This window comes from Paenarthrobacter nitroguajacolicus, from assembly GCF_031455195.1.
Taxonomy (GTDB): domain Bacteria; phylum Actinomycetota; class Actinomycetes; order Actinomycetales; family Micrococcaceae; genus Arthrobacter; species Arthrobacter nitroguajacolicus_D.
The window spans coordinates 162,426-184,720 of sequence record NZ_JAVDSH010000009.1; the positions used below are offsets into that span (position 1 = coordinate 162,426).

Consider the following 22,295-nt stretch of genomic DNA (forward strand, 5'->3'; position numbering starts at 1 on the left):
ATATGCTCAACTTTTCCTCCACAAGGCGCCGCGCGGGCCTTGTTGCCATCACTGCTGCAGTCCTCTTGGGAGCCTGTGCCTGCCAGGCACCAGTCAACATCGCGGACGCGGACGTCCCAGCGTGGAAGGCGACAGCTCTCCCGGAAGCCAGCGGTGTGGTGTTGGAGGACTCGGGAAAGATACTGAACAGGGACCCGCTGCTAAAGGAAGCGGCAAGTGTCCAGGCAGGAACCTACACCCTGACCATGGCATGCGATGGGAGCGGCAAGGCCTACTTCGCGGTCTCCTCGGGCGGGAAGAAGATCACCGACGCGGCCGCGGCATGTAACGGTAACCGCGACATCGTCAAGATCAAGGTACCGGTCACCGGCCCCCTCAGCATCTCCACCAGTAGTGTCGACGCCCCGCTGATCTTCGCCTATCACCTGGCCCCAGCAGCCAGCTAGGCCAGCGCTGCCACCTCCCGCATTCGGGCCTTCAGCAGCCGGCCGGGCGGGCGTAAAGTCAGTGCATGGGGAGCAACGCAGCTCGCTCGGTGATGGCGCGGCGGTTGGCGAGGGCCGCCGTCGTACTTCTTATTGCGCTGTGCGGGAGCTTGTCGGGCTGCGAATACACTGACGACGGCGACGGCAGGCCGGAGGCAGCTCCCACCGCTTCCGCGGGCAACGTGGTGCTGCCGCCCGATCCCGAGCTGGAACAGACCGTCACCGGGGAGGCATTGCAGGAATGGGCGATGTCGGCGCTGCCCGAATCCCAGGGCAAGTCTTTCTACTCAAGCAGTGGCTACCTCAACGCCGGCGAGTCCAAATCGGAGCAGACGGTGCAGTTGCCGGGCGGAACCTACGCGGTGACACTGGCATGCCGCGGCACCCGAAGGGTGATGTTTGCGGTCAAGGTGGGCGAAGCGGAGCTCGTCGACCTCACGCTGGGGTGCGCCAATGCGCGCGTGAACGTGGTGCAGCTTGAAACGGACGCCGTGCTGTCCATCACGGTGGGATCCAGGTCAGAAGCGAACTTCGCCTACCGGGTGAGCAAACTGTAAGTCAGCCGATCACGCGGCTTCGCAGCCCCCGGGGCAACGCAGAGTTTCGGGACTGGAAGCACACTCGGCACAGTAAAGGGTCAGGGTGCGGCAGCTGGGGTTTGAGCAGTTCTCGAACTTGTTGGTCGGTGCGGCACATCGTACGCATTCACCAATGGTTTTCGCTTCGTCGCTGAACTCAACATGCATGCGCTTGTCGAACACGTAGAGGGAACCCTCCCAGAGTCCCTTGTCCTTGAACGTTTCGCCGTATCGGACGATTCCGCCATCCAGCTGGTAGACCTCTGCGAAGCCGCGGTTAACCATCAAACTGGACAGCACTTCGCAGCGGATACCCCCGGTGCAATAAGTCACGACGGGCTTGTCCTTGAGGTGATCATACTTGCCCGAGTCAAGTTCCTTGATGAAATCGTGGGTGGTGTCCACTTCCGGAACGATCGCGTCCTTGAACTTGCCGATCTGCGCTTCGAAGGCGTTGCGCCCATCAAAGAACACGACGTCTTCGCCACTGGATTTCTTGGCATCAACCAGGGCGTGCAGTTCCTCCGGCTGGAGGTGTTTGCCACCGCCAACCACACCGCTGGCGTCCACTTTGAGTTCGCCGGGTGCGCCGAAGGACACAATTTCGTCGCGCACTTTGACGCTCAGGCGCGGGAAGTCCGCGGCGCTTCCCTCTGACCATTTGAAGTCGATGCCGTGGAATCCCCGATACTCACGGGTTGTCTTCACGTACTGCTTCATGTTGTTGAGTTCGCCGCCAACAGTGGCGTTGATGCCGTCCTTCGAGATAAGAATCCGGCCGGTCAGCCCGAGTTTTTCGCACAGGGCACGCTGCCATAGACGCACGGCGTCGGGATCGGCAATCGGGGTAAAGCCGTAGAAGAGCACAATTCGGTTCAAAGCCACTATTCAAGGGTACTTGGTGCAGTAAAATCGGCTCCGCGGGGATCGCGGCTGCCCGTCATCCATGGAGAAGTCACAATTGCATAAGCAACGATCCTCCTGCTGATGTCGCTCTGTTGCTTCCCCGGGCGCTGGCATACTCTCTCTACATGAGTCCAGACGCCTTGGTTGAAGACATTGCGCACCTCTTGGAGGTCTGGGTAGCCGGCTGGGCCGGCTGCCGTGGCTATGAGAAACGCCAGGAGGGACGCTTCCCTGCAGCCCTTCGAGCCGACAAAACCGGTGACTGGGAGTACTTCGCCCACGATCCCTCCGACGAAGAGTTCACCACCCTTGCGGGAAAGACCTCAGAAGCACCAGCCCGCATCCTGACGGTCCTCACCAACGACGTCCAAAGGTACAAATACCTGGCCGAGCAGCACGGGCTGACCGTGACGTCCGCTTCCCAGACCATGATGATCGTGGACATGGAAACCCAGGACGCGGAGGATCCGTGGCTTCCTGATGACGACCTGGAGCTTGCTACGTCCGAGTCGAACGGAGTCCACCATGCGGTGGTCCACAGCGGGGAGAAAGTCGCTGCCAGCGGCCGGGTGTTCGTGGTAGATGGAACCGCCGTCTTTGACAAGATCGTCACCGAACCTGATTTCCAGCGACGGGGGTTGGGGACCTTCATCATGAAAGCCCTCGCAGCCCAAGCCTTTTCGCATCACGTGGAGAACGGGCTTCTCCTGGCATCACTGGATGGCCAGAAACTGTACTCGCACCTTGGCTGGGACGTGGTGTGCCATGTGCTGATGATGTCCGCCAGCGGAACTGAAGGATCCGACCTTTCGGGCGCCTAACAACCCTCCGGGAGTCGCGAACGGCGGCGCCCTTGGGTGCCGCCGTTCGCAGCCCTGCGGGGCGACAGTATGAACAGTGACAGAATGATTCGGTGGCTTTACCAAATTCGCTGATCTCCTTGCTGGGCCGGACTCCCGACCCAGAGCAGCTGCGCCACGTCCACACCATCCCTGCCCGAAAAGCCGTCAACGAGCCATGGCCCCAGTGGGTGCATCCGGACATTGTCGACGCCTACGCGACACTCGGCATCCAGGAACCGTATCGTCATCAGGTGCAGGCTGCCGACATCGCCCACTCCGGCCAACACGTCGTCATCGCCACGGGTACAGCCTCCGGAAAGTCGCTCGCCTACCAACTCCCCTCCTTGGACGCCATCCACCGTTCGGAACTGCGGGTCCTCTCCGACCCGGGAAAAATCCACGACGACGGCGCCGTCACCTTGTACCTGTCCCCCACCAAAGCCTTGGCGGCGGACCAGCTCGCGGCCATACGCTCGCTGAAGCTGCCCACGGTCAGGGCAGAAACGTACGACGGCGACACGGACGTCTCCGCGCGCCGTTGGATCCGGGACCACGCCAATTTCATCCTCGCCAACCCGGACATGCTGCATTTCGGAATTCTTCCCAACCACACTTGGTGGGCCCGGTTCTTCCGGCGGCTCCGATACGTCATTGTGGACGAAGCGCACAGCTACCGGGGCGTCTTCGGTTCGCACGTGGCCAACCTCATGCGACGCCTTCGCCGGATCTGCGCTTACTACGGGGCTGGCACCTCTTTTCCGGAGCCGGTGTTTATCGCCGCTTCCGCCACCGCTTCCGACCCCGGAGTCTCGTTCGGCCGGCTGATTGGCGCCCCCGTCAGGGAAGTATCTGAAGACTGCTCTCCGCACGGTTCCACCACGGTGGCGTTCTGGGAACCCGCACTGACCGACGTCAGGGGTGAAAACGGCGCCAAGCAGCGAAGGACGGCCGTTGCGGAAACCGCGGACATTCTGGCCAATCTGGTCTCCTCCCGTGTCAGGACCATCGCCTTTATCAAGTCCAGACGCGGGGCGGAGTCCATTTCCTCCATCACCAAGAGGCTTCTGGACGAGGTTGACCCCAGCCTGCCGGGAAGGGTGGCCGCGTACAGGTCCGGCTACTTGCCCGAGGAACGGCGAGCCCTGGAACAAGCGTTGAGGTCCGGGCAGCTTTTGGGGGTTTCCAGCACATCTGCGTTGGAGCTCGGCATCGACATATCGGGGCTGGACGCCGTGCTGGTGGCTGGCTGGCCGGGAACACGGGCTTCCCTTTTCCAGCAAATTGGACGCGCGGGGCGCGCTGGACAAGACGCTATCGCGGCCTTCGTAGCCAGCGATGACCCCTTGGATACGTATCTGGTGAACCATCCGGAAGCCATCTTTGACGTGTCCGTTGAGGCCACCGTCTTCGATCCGGGAAACCCCTATGTACTGGGTCCGCATTTGTGCGCGGCTGCGGCCGAGTTGCCCATCGGACCCGCAGAGCTGGAGCTCTTTGGTGCCACAGCCGAAGGTCTCCTGGACCGTTTGGTGGCCCAGGGATATCTCCGCAAGCGTCCGGCGGGATGGTTCTGGACCCACCCGGAAAGTGCGGCCGGAATGGTGAACCTCCGTGCCGACGGCGGCGGACCTGTGAGCATTGTCGACGCCGGAACCGGATCCCTGCTGGGAACAATGGACTCGCCGCAGACGCACTACCAAGCCCACACGGGCGCTATCTATGTACACCAAGGCCAAAGCTACTTGGTGGAGGATCTGAACGAGGCAGATCATTGCGTGATGGTTCGTCGGGTGAACCCCGACTTTTACACCACGGCCCGTGACGTCACCCAGATCGAAGTGCTTGAAACGTCCCGCACGGTCCAATGGGGAGACATCACGGTGCACTTCGGCGATGTCAAAGTAACGACGCAAGTGGTTTCCTTCCAGCGCAAGGCATTGATTTCGAACGAGATCCTCGGGGAGGAACCCCTTGAGCTCGGGGCCCGGGATCTGTTTACAAAGGCAGTCTGGTTCGTGGTGGACAACCGCTCGCTTCATGGTGCGGGACTGGTGGAGGCCCAGTTCCCTGGCGCATTGCATGCTGCCGAACATGCTGCCATTGGGCTCCTCCCCCTGGTTGCCTCCAGCGACCGATGGGACATTGGCGGTGTCTCGACTGCCTTGCATGCCGACACCGGAGTGCCCACGATCTTCGTCTATGACGGACACCCCGGGGGTGCGGGCTTCGCGGAACGCGGTTACGAGAAAGCCAAAATATGGTTGTCGGCCACCCGGGACGCCATCGAGGCCTGCGAGTGTGAGGCTGGCTGCCCGTCCTGTGTGCAGTCACCTAAGTGCGGCAATAAGAACAACCCGCTGGACAAGGCAGCCGCCGTCACGCTGCTGGACGTCCTGTTGAAGGACGCCATCTAGGCTCGCGAGAGAGCCCTGCGCCCAAGGCCCGGCACGCCCAGGGCGGCCCCGCTACCTAGGGTGGCGGCCCCGCACGAGCCCGTCCGGTGGCAGTGCCCCACGCAATGGGATACGCCAGTTCAGTGACGACTTCCACCTCGTCACCGCCGAGCACCTTGCAGGACGCGAGCCGGGCTTCGTGACGCCCAGCAACATCGCCAGCCACTGCACAGGGTTCTCCCGACGCAAGACCCCGTTGGGCATCAGCCGCTGCCAGCGCCGCGAGGTCCGCCGCGGTGGCTGCCCGCGATGCCATAACGCCAGCCTGGGCCAGAAGCAACAGTCCCGCCAGCAAGACCATCACCACAGCTCCCAGCGCCAAAGCCAGGACCCTCCCGGCCCCGCGGTCGGAATGGCTATCGCCTGGTGGCGGATCATGGGATGTCGCAGTCGCTTTCACGTAGTACCCGACTCGCTCCGGGCAGACGCAGTGGCCGTCATGGTCCATGGGATCAGGTATCCCAAGGCCCCGCCAACCGGAGAGGAAGCTGTGACCGTGCGCCAGCCGCCGTCCTCGGATAAGCCGGGAACCGCGGTTTCCCCGGCCAAGCGCTTCACGATGGCTTCCACCGAACCAGCGGACTCACCCCGTGCTGATGCACGCGCCCCCGCCCGGACCGCTTCCTCCAGCCGTACCTGAGTAATGCCCGCAGCGCCGCCTGCCAACAGGAAGGCAAGGAGCAACACCACCGCTGGCAAAGCGACGGCGAACTCGGCAGTGACAGCGCCCTGTTCTTTGCCCCAGCGGAACTCACTCCTGCGGGCAGGCAGCACTGGCGTCATGGCAAGGACAGTGCCGTGCGGATCAGGATGAGCAGGAAGCCGCGGACCTCTTCGCTGCGAAGGATGACCACCAGCAGCCCCGCCAAGCCCACGGCAGCCAACGTAGCAATGGCGTACTCCGCGGTAGCCATGCCCGCTTCCGAACCGAAAAGCCGGGCGTCAGTGCCCATGCGCGTGCCCCGCTCCCTCCGCCGCTTGATTGTCCCGGCTCCGTAGGGCCCAGCGAGATGAAGGTCAGTTGCGGGCCTTGGAGCCGGCACGTCCCCGAAGCCCGAATCCCTAAACGGCTCCAGTTCGAACTGCTCGATTCCGAAGGGTTCCATTGCATGTCCCTCCCCTGCGGCGGCGAGAGCCTGCCTCCCACGTCGTCGCTGTTGGGAACGGCGGGCGGACATAGCACGGAAAAGTGTTTTCATGATTGTTCCTTTCGAGAGATGCCAGCGGTCCCGCCGACGAATCAGACTCTTCCGTGGCCCAATCCGGGCTGGTAGGGGACGATTCCCGCAAGTGGATAACCCCGGGCGTCGCGCCGTTTGTGGAGGAACAGTGGAACTACAGAAATTCGGCACAACTGAGCGCCCGGCACGATTGCGCATCGGGCGCTCAGGGAGCTATGTCGAGGCTGACCCACTCAGCCGGAGGGGACCATGGCGATCAACACGGGCACGATGCCAAGGCAGATGAACGCGGGCAAGGAACACAGGCCCAATGGAATGACGAGCTTCACTCCCAACGCGGCCGCCCGCTTCTCTGCAGCACGGAATGCTTCGCGGCGTTCCCGGGCAGCTTGGGCGTAGAGAATGGATGCTGACGGAGCCCCTGTGATCGCGGCGAAAGCCAACGCGTCTTTCAACCGCCCCACTTCGGGGGCGTGCTGGGTGGGCATACGCCAGGCGGTCTCCCAATCGGCACCGATTGCCAAGGCCGCAACGACTGGTCTCAGCGACTGCTGGATCGCTGGGGAAGCGGCTCGGGAGATGAGCTCCAGCGCACGCCCGATGCTTGCACCGGCGTCGAGCATGGAAGCCACCAACTCCAGCATCATCGCGGTGTCCCGGAGACCGTCGGTCGGAGAGGCAAGATGGTCCGAATCGTTGGATGGGTCGGGGCCGGAGACGTCCGCCAAGGCCCAAGGAAGCCCTTGCGATGTGCCGGGCGGGCCCCTGCGACGCCCCCGCCCGGCACAACAGATGAACGAGGCCAGGGCCAGAACGGCAACCATCAGCATGACTCCGGACATCAGTATCCGCCGGCAGCAGAGGCAACCAGCCGCGAAGACCAGACCCGGCCGGCAACGGTCAGCAGGAGCCCGGCTCCGAAGGTGGCAACACCAAGGACGTTGTCCAGCAGGGTTCCCAAGGGATCCACCCCCAGGGCCATCCCCAGGACCAGTCCGAAAACCGGGAGCCACGACAACAACTTCACTGTCGCCTTGGGACCTGCGAGCGCAGTCTGCCGGGCAGCCTCCGCATCCTCTTCGGCAATAAGTTGGGCTGCGAAGCGGGTGAGGAGATCTGCCAGTGGGCAGCCGCTGGTTTCGGCAATATCCAGGCAAGCGGCCAATTCCATCCACACACGCCGCTCGGGGCTCGCCCTGAGCGGGTATGACTTGGCAGCAGAGGTGCGGATTGCGTGGGCGGGAGAATTTCCCACGGCGGACGCTGCCCGCGCAGCGGTCAGAACCCTTTGCGATCCTTCCGAAAGCAGTGCCGCTTTGGCTGGTAGGCCGGGGTCATGATCCCGGTGCGCTGCGTGGACAAGCCACAGTTCTTCCCACAGACGGGAAGGCCCACGGCCACCACGCAGCAAGGCCGCGAGCTGCTGGACCAGGACCACGAGGGACAGGGGTGCCGAGCGTTTTCTCTTTCGTAGGAAGCCCGAAGTCAAGCCGTGGAAAATCCCGCCCCACACCGACTGTTTTCCCAGGGTCCGCCTGACACGTCGGCTGTTCGCTTGGGTACCTCGAAGATGCACCCACGCCGCGGACGCTGTGACAAGGACGAAGACGGCGATCATGCGTTCTGGCCAATCCCAGTGGAAGGGGTCGAGGCATGTAGGCCGTCTTCCGTTGCCGCCACGTCCTTGTAGGCAGGCTCCAGCGCCAGCCGGGCGGCGAGTTCCGGCCAAGCTGGTCCATGCTCCATCCCGGATGGACCACGTCGGAGCGCTGCTACTACCCGCTGGCCCTCGTTGGTGTCAGCCAGGACACCAACGGATGCCACCTTGCGTCCCAAATGCGTGCGCTCCACGTGGATCACCACGTCCAGGGCGCTGGAGACCTGCAAACGGACGGCCTCCGCGTTCAGCCCGGCGAGCGCGCCCAGCGCCACCAGCCGGGCTGGCACTGCCTCTGCGGTGTTGGCGTGGATGGTGCCTCCGCCTCCGGTGTGCCCGGTGTTGAGTGCCGTCAGTAATTCCCGGACTTCAGCTCCACGGCACTCTCCGACAATCAATCGGTCGGGACGCATGCGCAATGCCTGCCTGACCAGGTCTCCGAGGTCCAACGCACCCCCACCTTCCAGGTTCCCGTGCCGCGATTCCAGCGTCACCACGTGCGGGTGGACCGGGTTGAGCTCCGCCGCGTCCTCGATCAACACAAGGCGCTCCGTCGGACCGCTGAGCCCGAGCAGCGTAGAGAGCAAAGTTGTCTTTCCCGAGCCTGTGGCACCGCTGATCAGGAAGCTCAATTTGCGGGCCATGATGGCGCGAAGGACTACTTCCACGTGCTCCGGAAACATGCTCAGATCCCGCAACTCCTCCAGCGTGAAGACTTCCTCACGTCGGATGCGGATGGACAGCAGGGTGCCGGCTGTAGATATGGGCGGGAGCACCGCGTGAATCCGGTAGCCGCCGTTCAGCCTGACGTCCACGCAGGGGGAACCGTCATCCAGCCTGCGTCCGCCAGCCGAAATCAACCGGGATGCCAGGGACCGGACTTGTTGTTCCTGGTCGAAGCGGACAGTTGAACGTTCCAGGCCTTGGCCGCGATCCACCCATACTGAATCCGGGCTGTTGACGAAGATGTCCGTGACCGCGGGGTCTCTTGCCAGCTGCTGCAGGGGGCCCAGTCCGTTCAGTTCCGCATTGATCGACTCTGCTGCTTCCAGTGCACCGGCCGCGCCCAGGAGCCTGCCGCTCGCTTGGACTGCTGCCGCAACGGTGGACGGAGTAACAGGCCCGCTTCCCGCGAGCACTGATTCGCGAACTGTTTCGAGAAGGACGGAGTCCAGCCTCCGGCTATGCCTCCTGCGTGCTGGATCGGGCAAGCGGTTCATTGGCCGGTTCCACTCAGTTCAAGGACAGTCTCGGCAAAACGATCCACAGGTTTACGACGGCCCAGTTCCAGCAGGCGTCCCAGTTCGGTCCCGGACGCGACTCCCCGAAGCTCCGGAACCCGGCCTACCAGCGGCAACCCCAAGGAATCGGCAATCAGTGAAGCGTCCAGGGACGTGGCACTGTTTCCGCGGATGAGCAGGCCGGCATCCACCGGCGGGAGCTCTTGCAGGATCCGCGCCGCCGCTACCGCGGATTTGAGGTGGGCCAGGGCTTGGATCAGCAATCTGTCGCAGTCCCATGCGAGCGTCGCCATTCCTTTACCGCTGCGTCCAATGTCCACCACAATGAGTTCGAAGCTCCGGCGCGCGGCATCCATGACTGCAGCGACGGAACCTGCGTCAGGACTCGGGACTGCGTCCCGCGTTCCCGGCCACGACAGGTACGCGAACCCTCCGGCGATCGGCAGGGAATCCCGGAACTTGGTGGGATCGATGCTTCCCTTGGTTTCCGCGAAGTCGGGCCATCGAAGGCCGGAGATATCGTCTGCCGTCACCGCCAGTTCCAGCCCACCGCCCCAAGGATCGCCGTCGATAAGCATGGTGCTGATGCCGTGGCTGGCTGCGGCCTGGGCCAGCCAGATGGCGGTGGTAGTGGCTCCTGCTCCGCCGCTGCCCCCGATAATTCCCACCACTGTGCCGCCCGGGTCAGGGGATCCCGACATGCTGAGGTGCTCGGCCAACCAGCCCGCTGCTTCGGGCAGTACCGCGACCCGTTCCGCTCCCAGGGCAGCTGCCAACCTCCACAGTCCGTCCCCGTCCGAGGCCCTGCCTAACAGCACAGTGGGCGCTCTTCGCCGCGGTGGTAACTCCCGGACATCGCTGCCCACCAGGACGACGCCGAAGCTATCCCAGCCATGGAGGGCCTCGCCGACCTCCACCGCGATCCTCAGGCTTCCTCCTGTGGCCGCGACGATTCGTTTGGCCTCCTCCTGAAGGTAGGTGTCACCGGAAACGAGGAGGACTTCGGCCGCATCCCGCGGCAGCCAGTTGGCGCCCACCTCGACACCTTGGCTGCCGTATCGCTCTTGCCTTCGATCGTGCTTGCTCATGAACCCACAATGGCGGCAGGGGTACGTCCATTGAAGCCGCTATCGTCCGTATGTGCATAAACCGGCGCCCATGGCCGTGTGGAGGAATGGAGGGAAAGCCCCTGTGGGGAAGCACACCCACACACAAGGCAGAATGGAGACCATGTATTTGCTGCTCGCCGCCCACCCGGAAGGCGCAGCCATACAGAGGATCTCCCCCACGGGGAAACCAACTGCCGACCCACGCCTTGTCACGCGAGGCGAGTTGCCCGGCGTCGTACGTGAGCTGGAAGCCCAGCGGCCACGCTGGGTGTGGCACCGGGCCCAGGACTGGTACCCGGAACTCCTCGGTCACGGAGTCGAGCTGGAGCGCTGCCACGATCTTGCCCTGTGTGGGGCGATCCTGGCCCATTCGGAGTTCACAGCCCATACGGACTACGCCAAGCACGCCGTCAAGCTCACGCAGGACGACGACGCGGCACCTCCCCGCGTCCTGCAGCCCCCGCCCCCGCCGGCCGATCAAGGCGCACTCTTCGATGACATCATCAGCTCGACCCCGAGGGCAGGCCTGGCTGAACTCAAGGAAGAGTTCACGGCCCAACAGCACGCCGTCGCCCAGGTGTCCACGGACCAGCAGCAGAGGCAGCGCCTCCAACTGCTGCTCGCCGCTGAGTCAGCCTGCGCAATCATCGCCGTCGAGATGCAACACGCCGGTGTCCCCTGGCGGGAGGAACTCCATCAGCAAATTCTCGCGGATGTCCTCGGTCCACGGCCCCAACCAGGACACCGGCCACCAGCACTTGAGGCCCTGTGCGCCGAGCTCCGGAGCATCCTGAACTCCCCCGGTTTGAACCCCGACTCCCCGCAGGACCTCATGCGCGCCCTGCACCGGAACGGAATCGAAGTGAAAAGTACGCGGCAGTGGGAGCTCCAGGAGTCGAAGCACCCTGCCATCCAGCCATTGCTTGCGTACAAGAAGCTATCGCGCCTGCACACTGCCAACGGTTGGGCCTGGCTGGACGCATGGGTCAGTGACGGGCGGTTCCACCCGGAGTATGTGGTGGGCGGAGTAGTTTCCGGTCGCTGGGCTTCCCGGGGTGGCGGCGCGCTGCAAATTCCGCGCAACATCCGGGCAGCAGTCCATGCCGACCCGGGCCATAAGCTCATCGTCGCTGACGCGTCCCAACTGGAACCCCGCGTCCTGGTGGCATTGGCCCAGGACACCAAGATGGCGGAAGCGGCGCGGGACAAGGACCTCTACGCAGGCATCGCGGCGCAGGGCTTTGGCGGTGATCGAGCCAAAGCGAAGGTTGCCCTCCTGGGGGCGATTTACGGCGCTACCACCGGCGAGTCGGGCCGGCTCATGCCTCAGCTGACGCGCACCTATCCCCGCGCGGTGGGGTTCGTGGAGCAGGCAGCCCGTGAGGGCGAAGCAGGCCGGACCGTGACCACGAGGCTGGGGCGAAGCAGCCCACCGCCGTCGGCCGGCTGGTTACGGAGCCAGCAATCCACCACCGCCGAAGAACAGCGTCGGGCGGATAACCTGGCCCGATCACGGGGCCGCTTCACCCGCAATTTCGTGGTCCAAGGCTCCGCGGCGGAATGGGCGGCCTGCTGGCTGGCGGAATTACGACGACGGCTGCGGGCTTTCCGGGCCGAAGGATCGCCCTCCGGGGAACTCGTCTTCTTCCTCCATGACGAAGTCATGGTTCACGCGCCTGACAATGCTGTGGACGACTGCATCAGGGCCATCGAAGAGGCGGCGGCAGCGGCGAAACTGCTCATGTTCGGGCAGGTGCCTGTGGAGTTCCCGGTGAGCGTCGCCGTCGTCGATTCCTACGACAAGGCGAAGTAACAGGAACCGGCCCGGGTATCCAGTCACATCTCGCCATATGAGCCGCCATGACGAGTACCGAAAAGTAACTTTGGATATTCCGCCGTTCTGGATACTTTCACTGTGTGGACAGGTTCGCCCTTCCACATTCGCGTGCAAGGAAGCATCAGGGGGAAAGCGATGGCTGGCAGGTTTGAGATTCTCAAAGGCACCGACGAAACATACCGCTTCCGGCTCACGGCGGCCGACGGAACCGTCGTGGCCGAATCACCAACGTTCACTCACCTGGAGGGCGTCGTTGCCGGCATCAACGCCGTCCGTGAGAACGCCGCCACCGGCCTGATCGTGGACCGTTCGACGGCGGCCCGCACGGCCGCCTGAACGGCACCTCGGGCGTCGCAGCCCTAGAGATCGATGTCGTGGAGCTTGTTCTGGTCCCAGGGAACGGTCCAGCCCAGTTCGTCGAAAAGGCCGCTGAGGACCATTCCGGTAAAGCCCCACACCACCACGCCGTTAACGGTGAAGCCCGGGCTGGTATACGTGCGCCCGAACCGCGAAATGGTGGCGCTTACACGGTTGACCGGGTCAAGCAGGTCCCGGACGGGAACCCTGAAAACCTGGGCCGATTCGCCATAGTCCACCACGCGAACCGGTGATGGCGCATCCCACCAGGCCAGCACTGGCGTGACCCGGAAGTTACTGCGGATAAGGCCCAGCTCGGGCATGACGCCGAGAACCCGGACGCCACTGGCGTCCAAGCCGGTTTCTTCCACTGCTTCCCGGAGCGCCGCGGCCACAACCGATTCGTCCTCCGGGTCAACGCTGCCACCCGGAAACGCCACCTGCCCCGGATGGTCGTCAAGGGTATGCGCCCGTTCCAGCAGGAGGACGTCAAGGTCTGCCGGGGCGATGGGACGCCCGGATTCCGCGGGCACGTTGTCCAGCACGCCGAACAACATCAGGACGGCGGCGGCCCGGTTTGTCTCCTCAAGGACGGGCAGCTGGGCCCAAAGGCTTGAGTGCTGTTGTTCGCCGGACTCGTAGCGGGCAACGAGTGCGGACAACTCCTCAAGCGCGGTCACCCGGGCCTCCTTTGCGATTCCATGCGGATTTCCGCGGCCCGGTGGGTCTCAGCGAGCAATCGTTCCAGCAGCGCTTCATTTCCGGGCGCGAGCTCGTACTTCAACAACTTGGCTGCTTTGACGGGGTCCGTCTCGCCGTCGCCGTAGCTGGGGCAGAGACTGGCGACAGGACAGGCACCGCAGGCCGGCTTCTTGGCGTGGCAGATCCTGCGTCCGTGGAACACCACGCGGTGGGACAGCATAGTCCAGTCCCGGCGTTCAAACAGCTCGGCAACATCAAATTCGATCTTGACCGGATCATCGGAAGCAGTCCATCCGAACCGTCGTGCCAAGCGTCCAAAGTGCGTGTCGACGGTGATTCCCGGAACTCCGAAGGCATTGCCCAGCACAACGTTGGCGGTCTTCCGCCCGACTCCCGGCAGCGTCACCAGGTCTTCCAACCGGCCCGGGACCTCGCCGTCGTACTCGTCCACCAACCGGGTGCTCAGCGCCAGGACGTTGCGGGTCTTTGCCCTGAAGAAACCTGTGGGTTGAAGGATTGCTTCAAGTTCGAAAGGATCCGCTTCAGCCATGGTCCGCGCGTCCGGGTAGCGGGCAAACAGGATCTTGGTTACCTGGTTGACCAGGACGTCGGTTGTCTGGGCGGAAAGGACCGTGGCCACTACCAGTTCAAACGGGTTCCGGAAGTCCAACTCCGCATGCGCGTAAGGGTACTTGTCAGCGAGAACCCTGTTGATCTTGCGTGCCCGGCGTTTGAGAGCGAGCAGCGAACCAGCTTCGGCGATGGCCACGGTGTCCTCGCCTAGCCGCGTTCGATGTTGCTGAGCTCCCTGAGGACCCCAACCTTGCCGTCAGTGTCCTGTACCAGGAATTCGTGGCCTCGGTCCTCAAGTGCGAGGACCCAGCCGCCGGGTTCTATGGTGAAGGAAGGAGCGCCGGAGTGTTCGTCGTACGCCGTGCGTGGCTGGGCGACCGCGAACCAGAAGGCCTCGTACGCGGGGGAATCGGATTCCTCGGGACGACTTGCTGGGTCCACCGTGGCGCCGATGGAGTCGCTGACCCGGCGGGTGTCACCGGAAACGATAGGCGTAGCCATGGTGGCAGCCCACGGCTGCTGCGCGGCCGGCTGCTGCGCGGCGGCCTGGGCGTTGGCGGCCGGCTGCCCGGCAGCGGGCTGGGTCGCGTGCTGGGTGGTGGCGGGCTCCGGAGCGGACGCCTGGGCTTTGTCCACTTCACTGGACGCGGCAGACCCGTTCCTCGTGGCTTCTTGAGCCGCAGGTGTTGCGGGCGCCGCGGTGGCACCGGACGGAGCAGGCGCGGTCCCAGGCGTGCCGTCGGCTGAATGAACGACGGCGGGCGCCGCGGTGGCGGGCGCCGCGGCGACCTGCGCCGGGTTGGCCTCCGCCGCGGTGGCCTGCGCTGCCTTGGCCTCTGCCGGGGCAGCCGGAGCGAACGGGCTGGAACCTGCGGCGGCGCCGGGGGCGCCGGATGAAACTACGGGACTGGGAGCCTGGTATCCGGGCGCCGAACCTTGGAAGCCAGGAGTAGACGAAGTTGCAGCCGGTTTGGGAGCTTTGGGCGCCTTGGGAGCGGCAGGTTTACGGCTAGGCACAACTGCTTCGCGGGCAACAATATGCGCCGGCGTTTCAGCGCGACCCTTGAAATCGGCAGACAGCCACGGAAGATGCGGGCCAAGTACCGTCGCAGCCAGCAGGCCCACCGAACCGATCAGGCCCAGCAGCACGCTGCCGTTGAAGGAGTTGGCGATGGTCAGGAAGAAGAGGGGGAAGGCGAAGGAGGCCGTGACCGACGCGAACTGGTCAACGGACAGGGAGCCGACACGCACTATGGTCTTTGGCTGCAGCCTGCGGGCGACGAACAGCGCCGTCACCACCACCGGCAGGATGATGCCCAGCAGCAGGAAGAACAGGTTTCCAAGGTTCCACAAGTTGTAGCGCTCTCCGAACATAGGCAGGAGGGACGCAACGAACATCAGGAGGGTGGAGCCGAAGACGGAGAGGTCCCGGATGGTGAAGGGGCCGGCCACAGCTTCGTAGGTGGCTGGTGCTGCGGACGAGTCCTTCGTGGTACCGCTGTGGGCCTTGCTGGCGGCGGCGTTGCCACCTGCAGGGGTGGCCGTTCCAGCCGTGGTGTCCGGTCCCGTCGGTTGTGAGTCGTGCGGGCCTGGGCTCAGCTGGTTCATCTATTTCTCCTTCGTACGGCGGTGCCTTGGACAGTCCGGCCCGGTCCTCCCCGCAGGATTCTGCGGGGAAACCGGACACGCCAGAAGATGCGTCCCAAGGCCTCTTCAGCCTATGCCACCCCACTGACAGGGTTCCAGCAGAAAACGGTCATACGGCTTCGCCCACAGCAAACTCCAAGGTCCCTTACAGTAATCGCTACCCGACTTCCGCCCCGACAGCGAGGGCCCGGCTCCGCCGTCGTCGTCATGTAAACGGTTCCTCATGACCCCGGCCGCCATTCGGCGCTAAATTTACGCCGCTCACGGCCACGTTTGTGACCACGCACACGTAGGACCTTCCAAAGCGATAGTGTTGTTGGCGGACAGCACTCTGCGGACCTTCCACGGGACCTGCACGACGCCGGAACGCGGCTCGGGCGCGGACCCCCGGAAAGGCTCCGCGAAGCAAAGATCGATGAATAATGAGGTTCACCATGTCCCAGGACACCACCGGATCCACACACGTCGAGGCCCTTGAAAACCTCCTGCACGAGAACCGCAAGTTCGGGCCGTCGGCGGAGTTCGCGGCCAACGCCGTCACCAGCGCTGACGCCTATGCAGAGGCTGAGGCGGACCGCCCCGCGTTCTGGGCCAAGCAGGCCCGCGAGCTGCTGACTTGGGACAAGGACTTCAATGAAGCCCTTGACTGGTCCAACCCGCCGTTTGCCAAGTGGTTCGTCGGCGGCGAGATCAACGCCGCCTACAACGCGCTGGACCGGCACGTGGAAAACGGCCTGGGCGACCGCGTTGCCATCTACTTTGAAGGCGAACCCGGCGACACCCGCACCTACACGTACGCGGAGCTGACCGAAGAGGTCAAGAAGGCCGCCAATGCGTTCGAAGCCCTCGGTGTTGCCAAGGGTGACCGCGTGGCCGTGTACCTGCCCATGATCCCCGAGGCCGTCATCACGCTGCTTGCCTGCGCCCGGATCGGGGCCGTGCACTCGGTGGTCTTCGGTGGTTTCTCCGCTGATGCCCTGCGTTCCAGGATCGAGGACGCCGAAGCCAAGCTCGTGGTCACCGCCGATGGCACCTACCGCCGCGGTAAGCCCTCACCGCTCAAGCCAGCCGTGGACGAAGCCCTCTCCAAAGAGGGCCACACCGTTCAGAACGTCGTCGTGGTGAAGCGCAACGGCGAGGACGTCAACTGGGTGGAAGGCCGCGACCTCTGGTGGTCCGAGACGGTTGATAAAGCCGAAACCGAGCACACCGCCGTCGGACATGATTCCGAGCACCCGCTGTTCATCCTCTACACCTCCGGTACCACGGGCAAACCCAAGGGCATCCTGCACACCACCGGCGGCTACCTCACCCAGGGCGCCTACACGCACAAAGCCGTGTTCGACCTCCACCCGGAAACGGACGTGTACTGGTGCACCGCCGACGTCGGATGGGTCACCGGCCACTCCTACGTCACCTACGCACCGCTCATCAACGGCGCCACCCAGGTCATGTACGAAGGCACCCCCGACTCCCCGCACCAGGGCCGCTGGTGGGAAATCGTGGAGAAGTATAAGGTCTCCATCCTCTACACCGCCCCCACCGCGATCAGGACGTTCATGAAGTGGGGCCGGGACATCCCGGACAAGTACGACCTCTCCTCCATCCGCGTCCTCGGCTCCGTGGGTGAATCCATCAACCCCGAAGCGTGGATGTGGTACCGGGACGTCATCGGCGGCAACGCCGGCAAGAACGGCGAGAAGAAGGAACACCCGGCCCCGATCGTGGACACCTGGTGGCAGACCGAAACCGGCGCGCAAATGATCGCCCCGCTGCCCGGCGTGACGGCCACCAAGCCCGGCTCCGCGCAGGTGCCGCTGCCGGGCATCGCCGTGGACGTGGTGGACGAAAACGGCCAATCCGTGGCCAACGGCGAAGGCGGCTACCTGGTGGTTCGCGAACCGTGGCCCTCCATGCTGCGCGGCATTTGGGGCGACCCCGAGCGGTTCAAGGACACCTACTGGTCCCGGTTCGAGGCCATGTACTTCGCCGGCGACGGCGCCAAGAAAGACGAAGACGGCGACGTCTGGCTCCTGGGCCGCGTGGACGACGTCATGAACGTCTCAGGCCACCGCCTCTCCACCACCGAAATCGAGTCCGCCCTCGTCAGCCACCCGTCTGTCGCCGAAGCAGCCGTCGTTGGCGCCGCGGACGAGACCACCGGACAGGCCGTCGTCGCGTTCGTCATCCTCCGCGGTGACGCCGTGAACAACGGCGACGAAACCGTCCTGGAACTGCGCAACCACGTGGGCAAGGAAATCGGCCCGATCGCCAAGCCCAAGCAGCTGCTCATCGTTCCCGAACTGCCCAAGACACGCTCAGGCAAGATCGTCCGCCGTCTTCTCAAGGACATCGCCGAGGGCCGCGACACCGGCGACGCCACCACCCTGGCGGACCCGGGCATCATGACCCAGATCGCCGACTCGCTCCGCAAGTAGCGTTTCCCGGCCCGGATTATCGACGGCGCCGCTCGCCTCCCGTGGTGAGCGGCGCCGTCGTGCGTTCCTGCTGCGGTGGGGTGCCTTACCGCCGTCGGGGAGTCCTGCGTCCTAGACTGGAGCCAGACTCAGCCACACGTTTGACGAGGTTCCCAGAAAGGCCCTGATGCTTCAGGCAGCACGCCACTCCGCCATCATCGACGCCGTCCAGCGCGAACGCGTCGTACGGGTTTCGGACCTCGCCCAACTCCTTGGCGTCTCCCCCATGACCGTGCGGCGCGACATCGAAGCCTTGGAGGAATCCGGCCGGGTGGAGCGCATCCACGGCGGCGCCAAACTGCCCGGCGATGCGAGCACGCACGAGCCCGGATTTGAGCTCAAGTCCACGCAGCTGACCGCCGAGAAGCACGCAATTGCCGTTGAAGCCGCCTCGATGGTCCAGGAGGGTATGGCGATTGGGCTCGGTGCCGGCACCACCACCTGGGCACTGGCGAAGGAACTCGTCAACGGTCCACGCATCACGGTGGTGACCAACTCTGTCCGGATCGCCGACCTTTTTCATCACGGCGCTTCCTCCGGTCCTGCCCGGTTCGGTTCCACCGTCATCCTGATCGGCGGCGAGCGCACGCCGTCGGACGCCTTGGTTGGACCCATTGCCACCGCATCCTTGAAGCAACTCCACCTGGACGTCCTGTTCCTGGGCGTCCACGGCATGGACGCCCATGCAGGCTTCACCACCCCCAATCTGCTCGAAGCCGAGACCAACCGCGCCTTCATGGCCTCCGCGCGAAGCACTGTTGTGCTGGCCGACCACAGCAAGTGGGGCGTAGTGGGCATTGCTTCGATCGCCCAGTTGGAAGAGGCCGACGAACTCATCACGGACTCGTTGCTGGGTGAGGACGCCCGGCGGGTGCTGGAAGAGAACGTGGCGAAGCTTCGGATTGCGGACTCCCAACACAGCTAGGCCGCTCTCATACCGCGGGTGGATGGCTGGGCCCGGAGTTCAACCGGTGGACTGACGCGCGGACATGGTCCGTTTCGGGATGCTGGTTGTATGAACGCCATCCTCCACGCCCAGCAACTCACCAAGCACTATCCAGGCAGCCTCGCCCTGGACCACGTCGACTTCACTGTGAACACCGGCGAATCCATTGCGATCATTGGCCCCTCGGGTTCCGGCAAGACCACTCTGCTGCACTGCCTCGCCGGGATTTTGAGGCCCGACGCCGGATCGGTCACCTTGCACACTCCCTCGGCACCATTGCGGCTGGACACCTTGGGTGACGCTGCGCTGTGCCGTTTGCGGCGCGAGGAGTTCGGTTTCGTTTTCCAGCAAGGCATGCTCCTTCCGGAACTGACGGCCATCGAAAACGTGGCCCTGGCCTTGATGCTCAACGGTACGGACCGCACTACATCGGAAACCAGGGCCGCGGAATGGCTGGCTGCCCTGGGCCTTGGCGGGATGGAGCAGCGCCGCCTGGGTGAGCTATCCGGCGGGCAGGTCCAGCGTGTGGCGATCGCCCGCGCCCAGGTCACCGGTGCCCGGGTGGTCTTTGCGGATGAACCCACCGGCGCCCTGGATTCAGCAACGTCCAGCGAAGTGCTGGACATACTGCTTGGCTCTGTTGCCGCCAACGGCCGCACCTTGCTGGTGGTTACGCACGATCCCAACGTCGCGGCCCGCTGTCAACGCGTCGTGGAACTGCGGGACGGTCGGATCGTGGCGGACAGCGGCGGCACCGTTGCCAGTCCCATCCAGGCTGCTCCCGCGACCACCAACTTCAAGGGTGCCTTCAATGTCTAGTCTCTCCATGGCACTGCGCCTCACCCCGTACCTTGCGCGGAGCAACGGCAGCAGCCTCCGCGAAACAGGCCTCCGCGACGCCGGCCTGCCGGTCCTCGCTTTCGGAACCGTCACGGCCCTACTGCTCACTGTTGCGGGCGGCTCGCAGGTTTTCTGGTCCTGGACTGACGACATCGCCGGCACTTACCAAGCGCTGGCCGTCGTCGCCATGGTCTTGCTCATCATCCCGCTCCTGACGCTCGGTGCCTCGGCCGCGCGACTGGCCGCCCGCCGTCGTGATGACCGCTTGGCCTCCTTGCGCCTGCTGGGCGCCAACAGCGCCACCGTGGTGTGGATGACCGTCATCGAGTCGACAGTGCTCGCGGCGGTCGGAGCGCTGGCGGGCGCGGGACTGTACGCGTGCGTTGCACCGTTCCTCGGCCTGATCCAGTTCCGTGGCCAAGCCATAGGCGGCCACGCGTGGCTGTCTGTGCCCTCCATCCTTGGTTGCGTTCTTGCCGTCTGCGTGCTGGCCGCGTCGAGCGCCGCCCTTGGACTGCGGAAAGTCGTGGTCACCCCGTTGGGCGTCAGGACCAGGCAAACGGCCGACGGCGCGCATTGGGTTCGCGGACTTATCGCGGTTGTGGTTGTGGTCATCGGCGTGGTGGCGATGGGGATGCTGAGCAGTTTTGGCACATTCATTGTGATCATCGCGGTCATGGGTGGCTGCTTTGGCCTGGCACTGCTCGCCTTGAACCTCATGGGCCCGTGGATCCTTCGGTTGCGCGCGTCCTCGCAGCTCAAGCGGGCCAAGCGACCTGAGCAACTCTTGGCCGCCAGGACTGTGCTGGAGAGCCCCAAGGAATCGTGGCGGCAAGTTGGGGGCGTCGCGATGACCAGTTTTGTAGGGGTATTCGTGGGCGTCGGCATGGCGGTGGCCGACACCATGGGCGGCAGCGCCACGGATGAGACGGCGTTGTTGGTGCGGGACATCAACACCGGCGTGATGATCACCCTGTTGGGTTCATTCCTGATGGTGGCGTGTTCCGCTGGCGTGAACCAGGCCGCGGCGGTGCTCGACCGGGCGCCGATGCTGGTGGCCCTGGACCGGGTTGGCATGCCGCGGAAGCTCATGGTGGCGGCCAGGGTCAAGGCCGTGATGTCGCCGCTCTTCCTGGTTGCCGGAATTTCGGCGGCAGCGGCGGCTGTCCTGGTCCTCCCGCTCACGGGTGCCGTGCTGTTGACCCAGCCCGTGGTGTTTGTGACCATCGGCGGAGTGTTCGCCGCCGGGTTCCTGCTGGTCCGCCTGGCCGTCGCTGCGGGCACGGCGCAGATCAGCCAGGTGCTCGCCCGGCCGGAACGCTACGCAAGCATGGACTCCTAGCCCCCTCCCACCTATGGCCCCCTCCCGACCAGCCCCTCTCAGTGGGCCGTGAAAGGTGAGCGAGCGTCCGGCCAAACAGGCGAGTCGGTGATGGAGGGTGCTAGTCGCAGCCGCAGGACTGCCGGATGATCAGCTCGGTGGGCAGGATGTGGTGCTGCGGTTCCTCCGCGCGTCCCTTGCCCACCAACGCACGAACGGCGGCTTCGGCCATCAGTTGGACCGGCTGCGCCACCGTGGTCAGTGCGGGCCAACTGTATTCCGAATCCAAGGACCCGTCGAAGGACACCAGCGCCATGTCCTCGGGCACACGGACTCCGGCCTCGTGGAAGGCCCGGAGTATTCCGATGGCCTGCATGTCGTTACTGGCAAAGATCGCAGTGGGCCGGTTGGCCATGGACAGGAATCGCTTGCCCACTTCGTAGCCGCCAGGCCGGGTGAACGGACTGTGCAGCATAGGGCCATCCGGCAGGCCCGCTTCACGCAGCGTGGCCAGCCATCCCACTTCGCGTCCGTCCAGTTGATTACCGGTGTTGGTGCCGATGGCCAGGCCGATGTTCGTGTGTCCATGGCCTATCAGGTGCTGGACAGCAGCACGGCCGCCAGCTTCCAAGTCCACGCCAACGCTGGCGAAACCCGGCGGCGAGCCTGCATTGTTCAAGAGCACGGAAGGGATCTCCGAGGCTTCAAGCTCCGTGACGTCGGGATCGAACACGCAGCTGGCCAGGAACACCCCGTCCACCTGCCGGGCAGCCAAAGTGCGGATGTTCTTGCGTTCGCGCGTCAGGCTGCCGTCCGAGTTGGTGAGCACCATGCCAAAGCCAAGTTCCGCGGCCGCATCCTCCACGGCGTGTGCCAGCTGAGTAAAGAACGGGTTGGTGTTATCAGGAACCACCACGCCAATGGTCTCGCTGGATCCCAGCTTCAGGGCACGGGCGGCAGCGTTGGGCCGGTATCCGAGGACACGGATGGCCTCGCGAACCTTGGCTTCCGTGGTTGGGGCCACGTTCTTGGGCCCACCGTTCACCACATAACTCACGACGGCGGTACTCACCCCGGCGTACCGGGCCACGTCTTTGCGTGTTACCGGGCCGCGCGAGGTTTGTACCGCCGAAGGTGTCATGG

The 22,295-nt window shown here is 64.5% G+C and carries 22 protein-coding genes; 10 read left to right on the plus strand and 12 right to left on the minus strand.

The genetic code is table 11. The features are described 5' to 3' along the window. Window positions 1–2 precede the first annotated feature (2 nt). Both J2Y68_RS17790 and J2Y68_RS17795 read left to right on the plus strand, forming a co-directional pair. The gene (locus tag J2Y68_RS17790; protein WP_309995299.1) at window positions 3–446 is read left to right on the plus strand and encodes a DUF6023 family protein; all 444 of its coding nucleotides are present in this window, start codon (window positions 3–5) and stop codon (window positions 444–446) included. Window positions 447–511: 65 nt separating this feature from the next. Beyond that, window positions 512–1,042, plus strand: a complete 531-nt coding sequence (locus J2Y68_RS17795; protein WP_309995301.1) for a hypothetical protein — start codon at window positions 512–514, stop codon at window positions 1,040–1,042. 9 nt (window positions 1,043–1,051) lie between these two features. Here the strand turns inward: J2Y68_RS17795 and trhO are convergent, their stop codons facing one another. Beyond that, the gene (gene trhO / locus J2Y68_RS17800; protein ID WP_309995303.1) at window positions 1,052–1,948 is read right to left on the minus strand and encodes an oxygen-dependent tRNA uridine(34) hydroxylase TrhO; all 897 of its coding nucleotides are present in this window, start codon (window positions 1,946–1,948) and stop codon (window positions 1,052–1,054) included. A gap of 146 nt (window positions 1,949–2,094) precedes the next feature. On the opposite strand from trhO, the gene J2Y68_RS17805 reads away from it, so the two are divergent. Both J2Y68_RS17805 and J2Y68_RS17810 read left to right on the plus strand, forming a co-directional pair. Beyond that, window positions 2,095–2,790, plus strand: coding sequence for a GNAT family N-acetyltransferase (locus J2Y68_RS17805; RefSeq protein ID WP_211713468.1), 696 nt, complete (start codon window positions 2,095–2,097; stop codon window positions 2,788–2,790). A 92-nt stretch (window positions 2,791–2,882) separates the two neighbouring features. Continuing rightward, on the plus strand, window positions 2,883–5,225 hold the full coding sequence (locus J2Y68_RS17810; RefSeq protein WP_309995305.1) for a DEAD/DEAH box helicase: 2,343 nt from the start codon (window positions 2,883–2,885) through the stop codon (window positions 5,223–5,225). A gap of 55 nt (window positions 5,226–5,280) precedes the next feature. Here J2Y68_RS17810 and J2Y68_RS17815 read toward each other — a convergent pair whose 3' ends face one another. The 7 genes from J2Y68_RS17815 to ssd form a co-directional block, all read right to left on the minus strand. Further along, window positions 5,281–5,664, minus strand: coding sequence for an Rv3654c family TadE-like protein (locus J2Y68_RS17815; RefSeq protein WP_309995307.1), 384 nt, complete (start codon window positions 5,662–5,664; stop codon window positions 5,281–5,283). After that, window positions 5,661–6,047 carry a TadE family type IV pilus minor pilin gene (locus J2Y68_RS17820; RefSeq protein ID WP_309995309.1) on the minus strand — a complete coding sequence of 129 codons (387 nt, stop codon included), beginning with the start codon at window positions 6,045–6,047 and terminating at the stop codon, window positions 5,661–5,663. The genes J2Y68_RS17815 and J2Y68_RS17820 overlap by 4 nt, the downstream gene beginning before the upstream one ends. Beyond that, on the minus strand, window positions 6,044–6,463 hold the full coding sequence (locus J2Y68_RS17825; RefSeq protein ID WP_309995311.1) for a DUF4244 domain-containing protein: 420 nt from the start codon (window positions 6,461–6,463) through the stop codon (window positions 6,044–6,046). The genes J2Y68_RS17820 and J2Y68_RS17825 overlap by 4 nt, the downstream gene beginning before the upstream one ends. 215 nt (window positions 6,464–6,678) lie before the next feature. Further along, the gene (locus tag J2Y68_RS17830; protein ID WP_309995313.1) at window positions 6,679–7,287 is read right to left on the minus strand and encodes a type II secretion system F family protein; all 609 of its coding nucleotides are present in this window, start codon (window positions 7,285–7,287) and stop codon (window positions 6,679–6,681) included. Next, window positions 7,287–8,063 carry a type II secretion system F family protein gene (locus J2Y68_RS17835; RefSeq protein ID WP_309995316.1) on the minus strand — a complete coding sequence of 259 codons (777 nt, stop codon included), beginning with the start codon at window positions 8,061–8,063 and terminating at the stop codon, window positions 7,287–7,289. Before J2Y68_RS17835 ends, J2Y68_RS17830 begins: the two co-directional genes overlap by 1 nt. Further along, window positions 8,060–9,322, minus strand: a complete 1,263-nt coding sequence (locus J2Y68_RS17840) for a TadA family conjugal transfer-associated ATPase (RefSeq protein WP_309995318.1) — start codon at window positions 9,320–9,322, stop codon at window positions 8,060–8,062. Before J2Y68_RS17840 ends, J2Y68_RS17835 begins: the two co-directional genes overlap by 4 nt. Further along, on the minus strand, window positions 9,319–10,431 hold the full coding sequence (gene ssd, locus J2Y68_RS17845; RefSeq protein WP_309995321.1) for a septum site-determining protein Ssd: 1,113 nt from the start codon (window positions 10,429–10,431) through the stop codon (window positions 9,319–9,321). The genes J2Y68_RS17840 and ssd overlap by 4 nt, the downstream gene beginning before the upstream one ends. Before the next feature lie 142 nt (window positions 10,432–10,573). Between ssd and J2Y68_RS17850 the strand changes: the two genes are divergently transcribed. Next, window positions 10,574–12,265, plus strand: coding sequence for a bifunctional 3'-5' exonuclease/DNA polymerase (locus tag J2Y68_RS17850; protein ID WP_309995380.1), 1,692 nt, complete (start codon window positions 10,574–10,576; stop codon window positions 12,263–12,265). 159 nt (window positions 12,266–12,424) lie between these two features. Beyond that, the gene (locus tag J2Y68_RS17855) at window positions 12,425–12,625 is read left to right on the plus strand and encodes a YegP family protein (RefSeq protein WP_309995323.1); all 201 of its coding nucleotides are present in this window, start codon (window positions 12,425–12,427) and stop codon (window positions 12,623–12,625) included. A 23-nt stretch (window positions 12,626–12,648) separates the two neighbouring features. Here the strand turns inward: J2Y68_RS17855 and J2Y68_RS17860 are convergent, their stop codons facing one another. Genes J2Y68_RS17860 through J2Y68_RS17870 form a run of 3 tightly spaced genes read right to left on the minus strand, consistent with a single transcriptional unit; the run spans window position 12,649 to window position 15,529 of the window. After that, the gene (locus tag J2Y68_RS17860; RefSeq protein ID WP_211713477.1) at window positions 12,649–13,326 is read right to left on the minus strand and encodes an NUDIX hydrolase; all 678 of its coding nucleotides are present in this window, start codon (window positions 13,324–13,326) and stop codon (window positions 12,649–12,651) included. Further along, entirely contained in the window at window positions 13,323–14,117 is a 795-nt protein-coding gene (gene nth / locus J2Y68_RS17865) for an endonuclease III (RefSeq protein ID WP_309995326.1), read from the minus strand. The genes J2Y68_RS17860 and nth overlap by 4 nt, the downstream gene beginning before the upstream one ends. An 11-nt stretch (window positions 14,118–14,128) precedes the next feature. Beyond that, window positions 14,129–15,529, minus strand: a complete 1,401-nt coding sequence (locus tag J2Y68_RS17870; RefSeq protein WP_309995328.1) for a hypothetical protein — start codon at window positions 15,527–15,529, stop codon at window positions 14,129–14,131. A 473-nt stretch (window positions 15,530–16,002) separates the two neighbouring features. Here J2Y68_RS17870 and acs point away from each other — a divergent pair, with 473 nt between their 5' ends. From acs to J2Y68_RS17890, 4 genes are all read left to right on the plus strand, one after another. Beyond that, window positions 16,003–18,006 carry an acetate--CoA ligase gene (gene acs / locus J2Y68_RS17875; protein ID WP_309995329.1) on the plus strand — a complete coding sequence of 668 codons (2,004 nt, stop codon included), beginning with the start codon at window positions 16,003–16,005 and terminating at the stop codon, window positions 18,004–18,006. Window positions 18,007–18,172: 166 nt separating this feature from the next. Beyond that, on the plus strand, window positions 18,173–18,970 hold the full coding sequence (locus J2Y68_RS17880; protein WP_309995331.1) for a DeoR/GlpR family DNA-binding transcription regulator: 798 nt from the start codon (window positions 18,173–18,175) through the stop codon (window positions 18,968–18,970). 90 nt (window positions 18,971–19,060) lie between these two features. After that, entirely contained in the window at window positions 19,061–19,810 is a 750-nt protein-coding gene (locus J2Y68_RS17885; RefSeq protein ID WP_309995333.1) for an ABC transporter ATP-binding protein, read from the plus strand. Further along, window positions 19,803–21,173 (plus strand): FtsX-like permease family protein, encoded by a 1,371-nt coding sequence (locus J2Y68_RS17890; RefSeq protein ID WP_309995335.1) that lies wholly within the window; start codon window positions 19,803–19,805, stop codon window positions 21,171–21,173. The genes J2Y68_RS17885 and J2Y68_RS17890 overlap by 8 nt, the downstream gene beginning before the upstream one ends. 100 nt (window positions 21,174–21,273) lie before the next feature. Here the strand turns inward: J2Y68_RS17890 and J2Y68_RS17895 are convergent, their stop codons facing one another. Continuing rightward, on the minus strand, window positions 21,274–22,293 hold the full coding sequence (locus tag J2Y68_RS17895; RefSeq protein WP_309995337.1) for a LacI family DNA-binding transcriptional regulator: 1,020 nt from the start codon (window positions 22,291–22,293) through the stop codon (window positions 21,274–21,276). Window positions 22,294–22,295 lie beyond the last annotated feature (2 nt).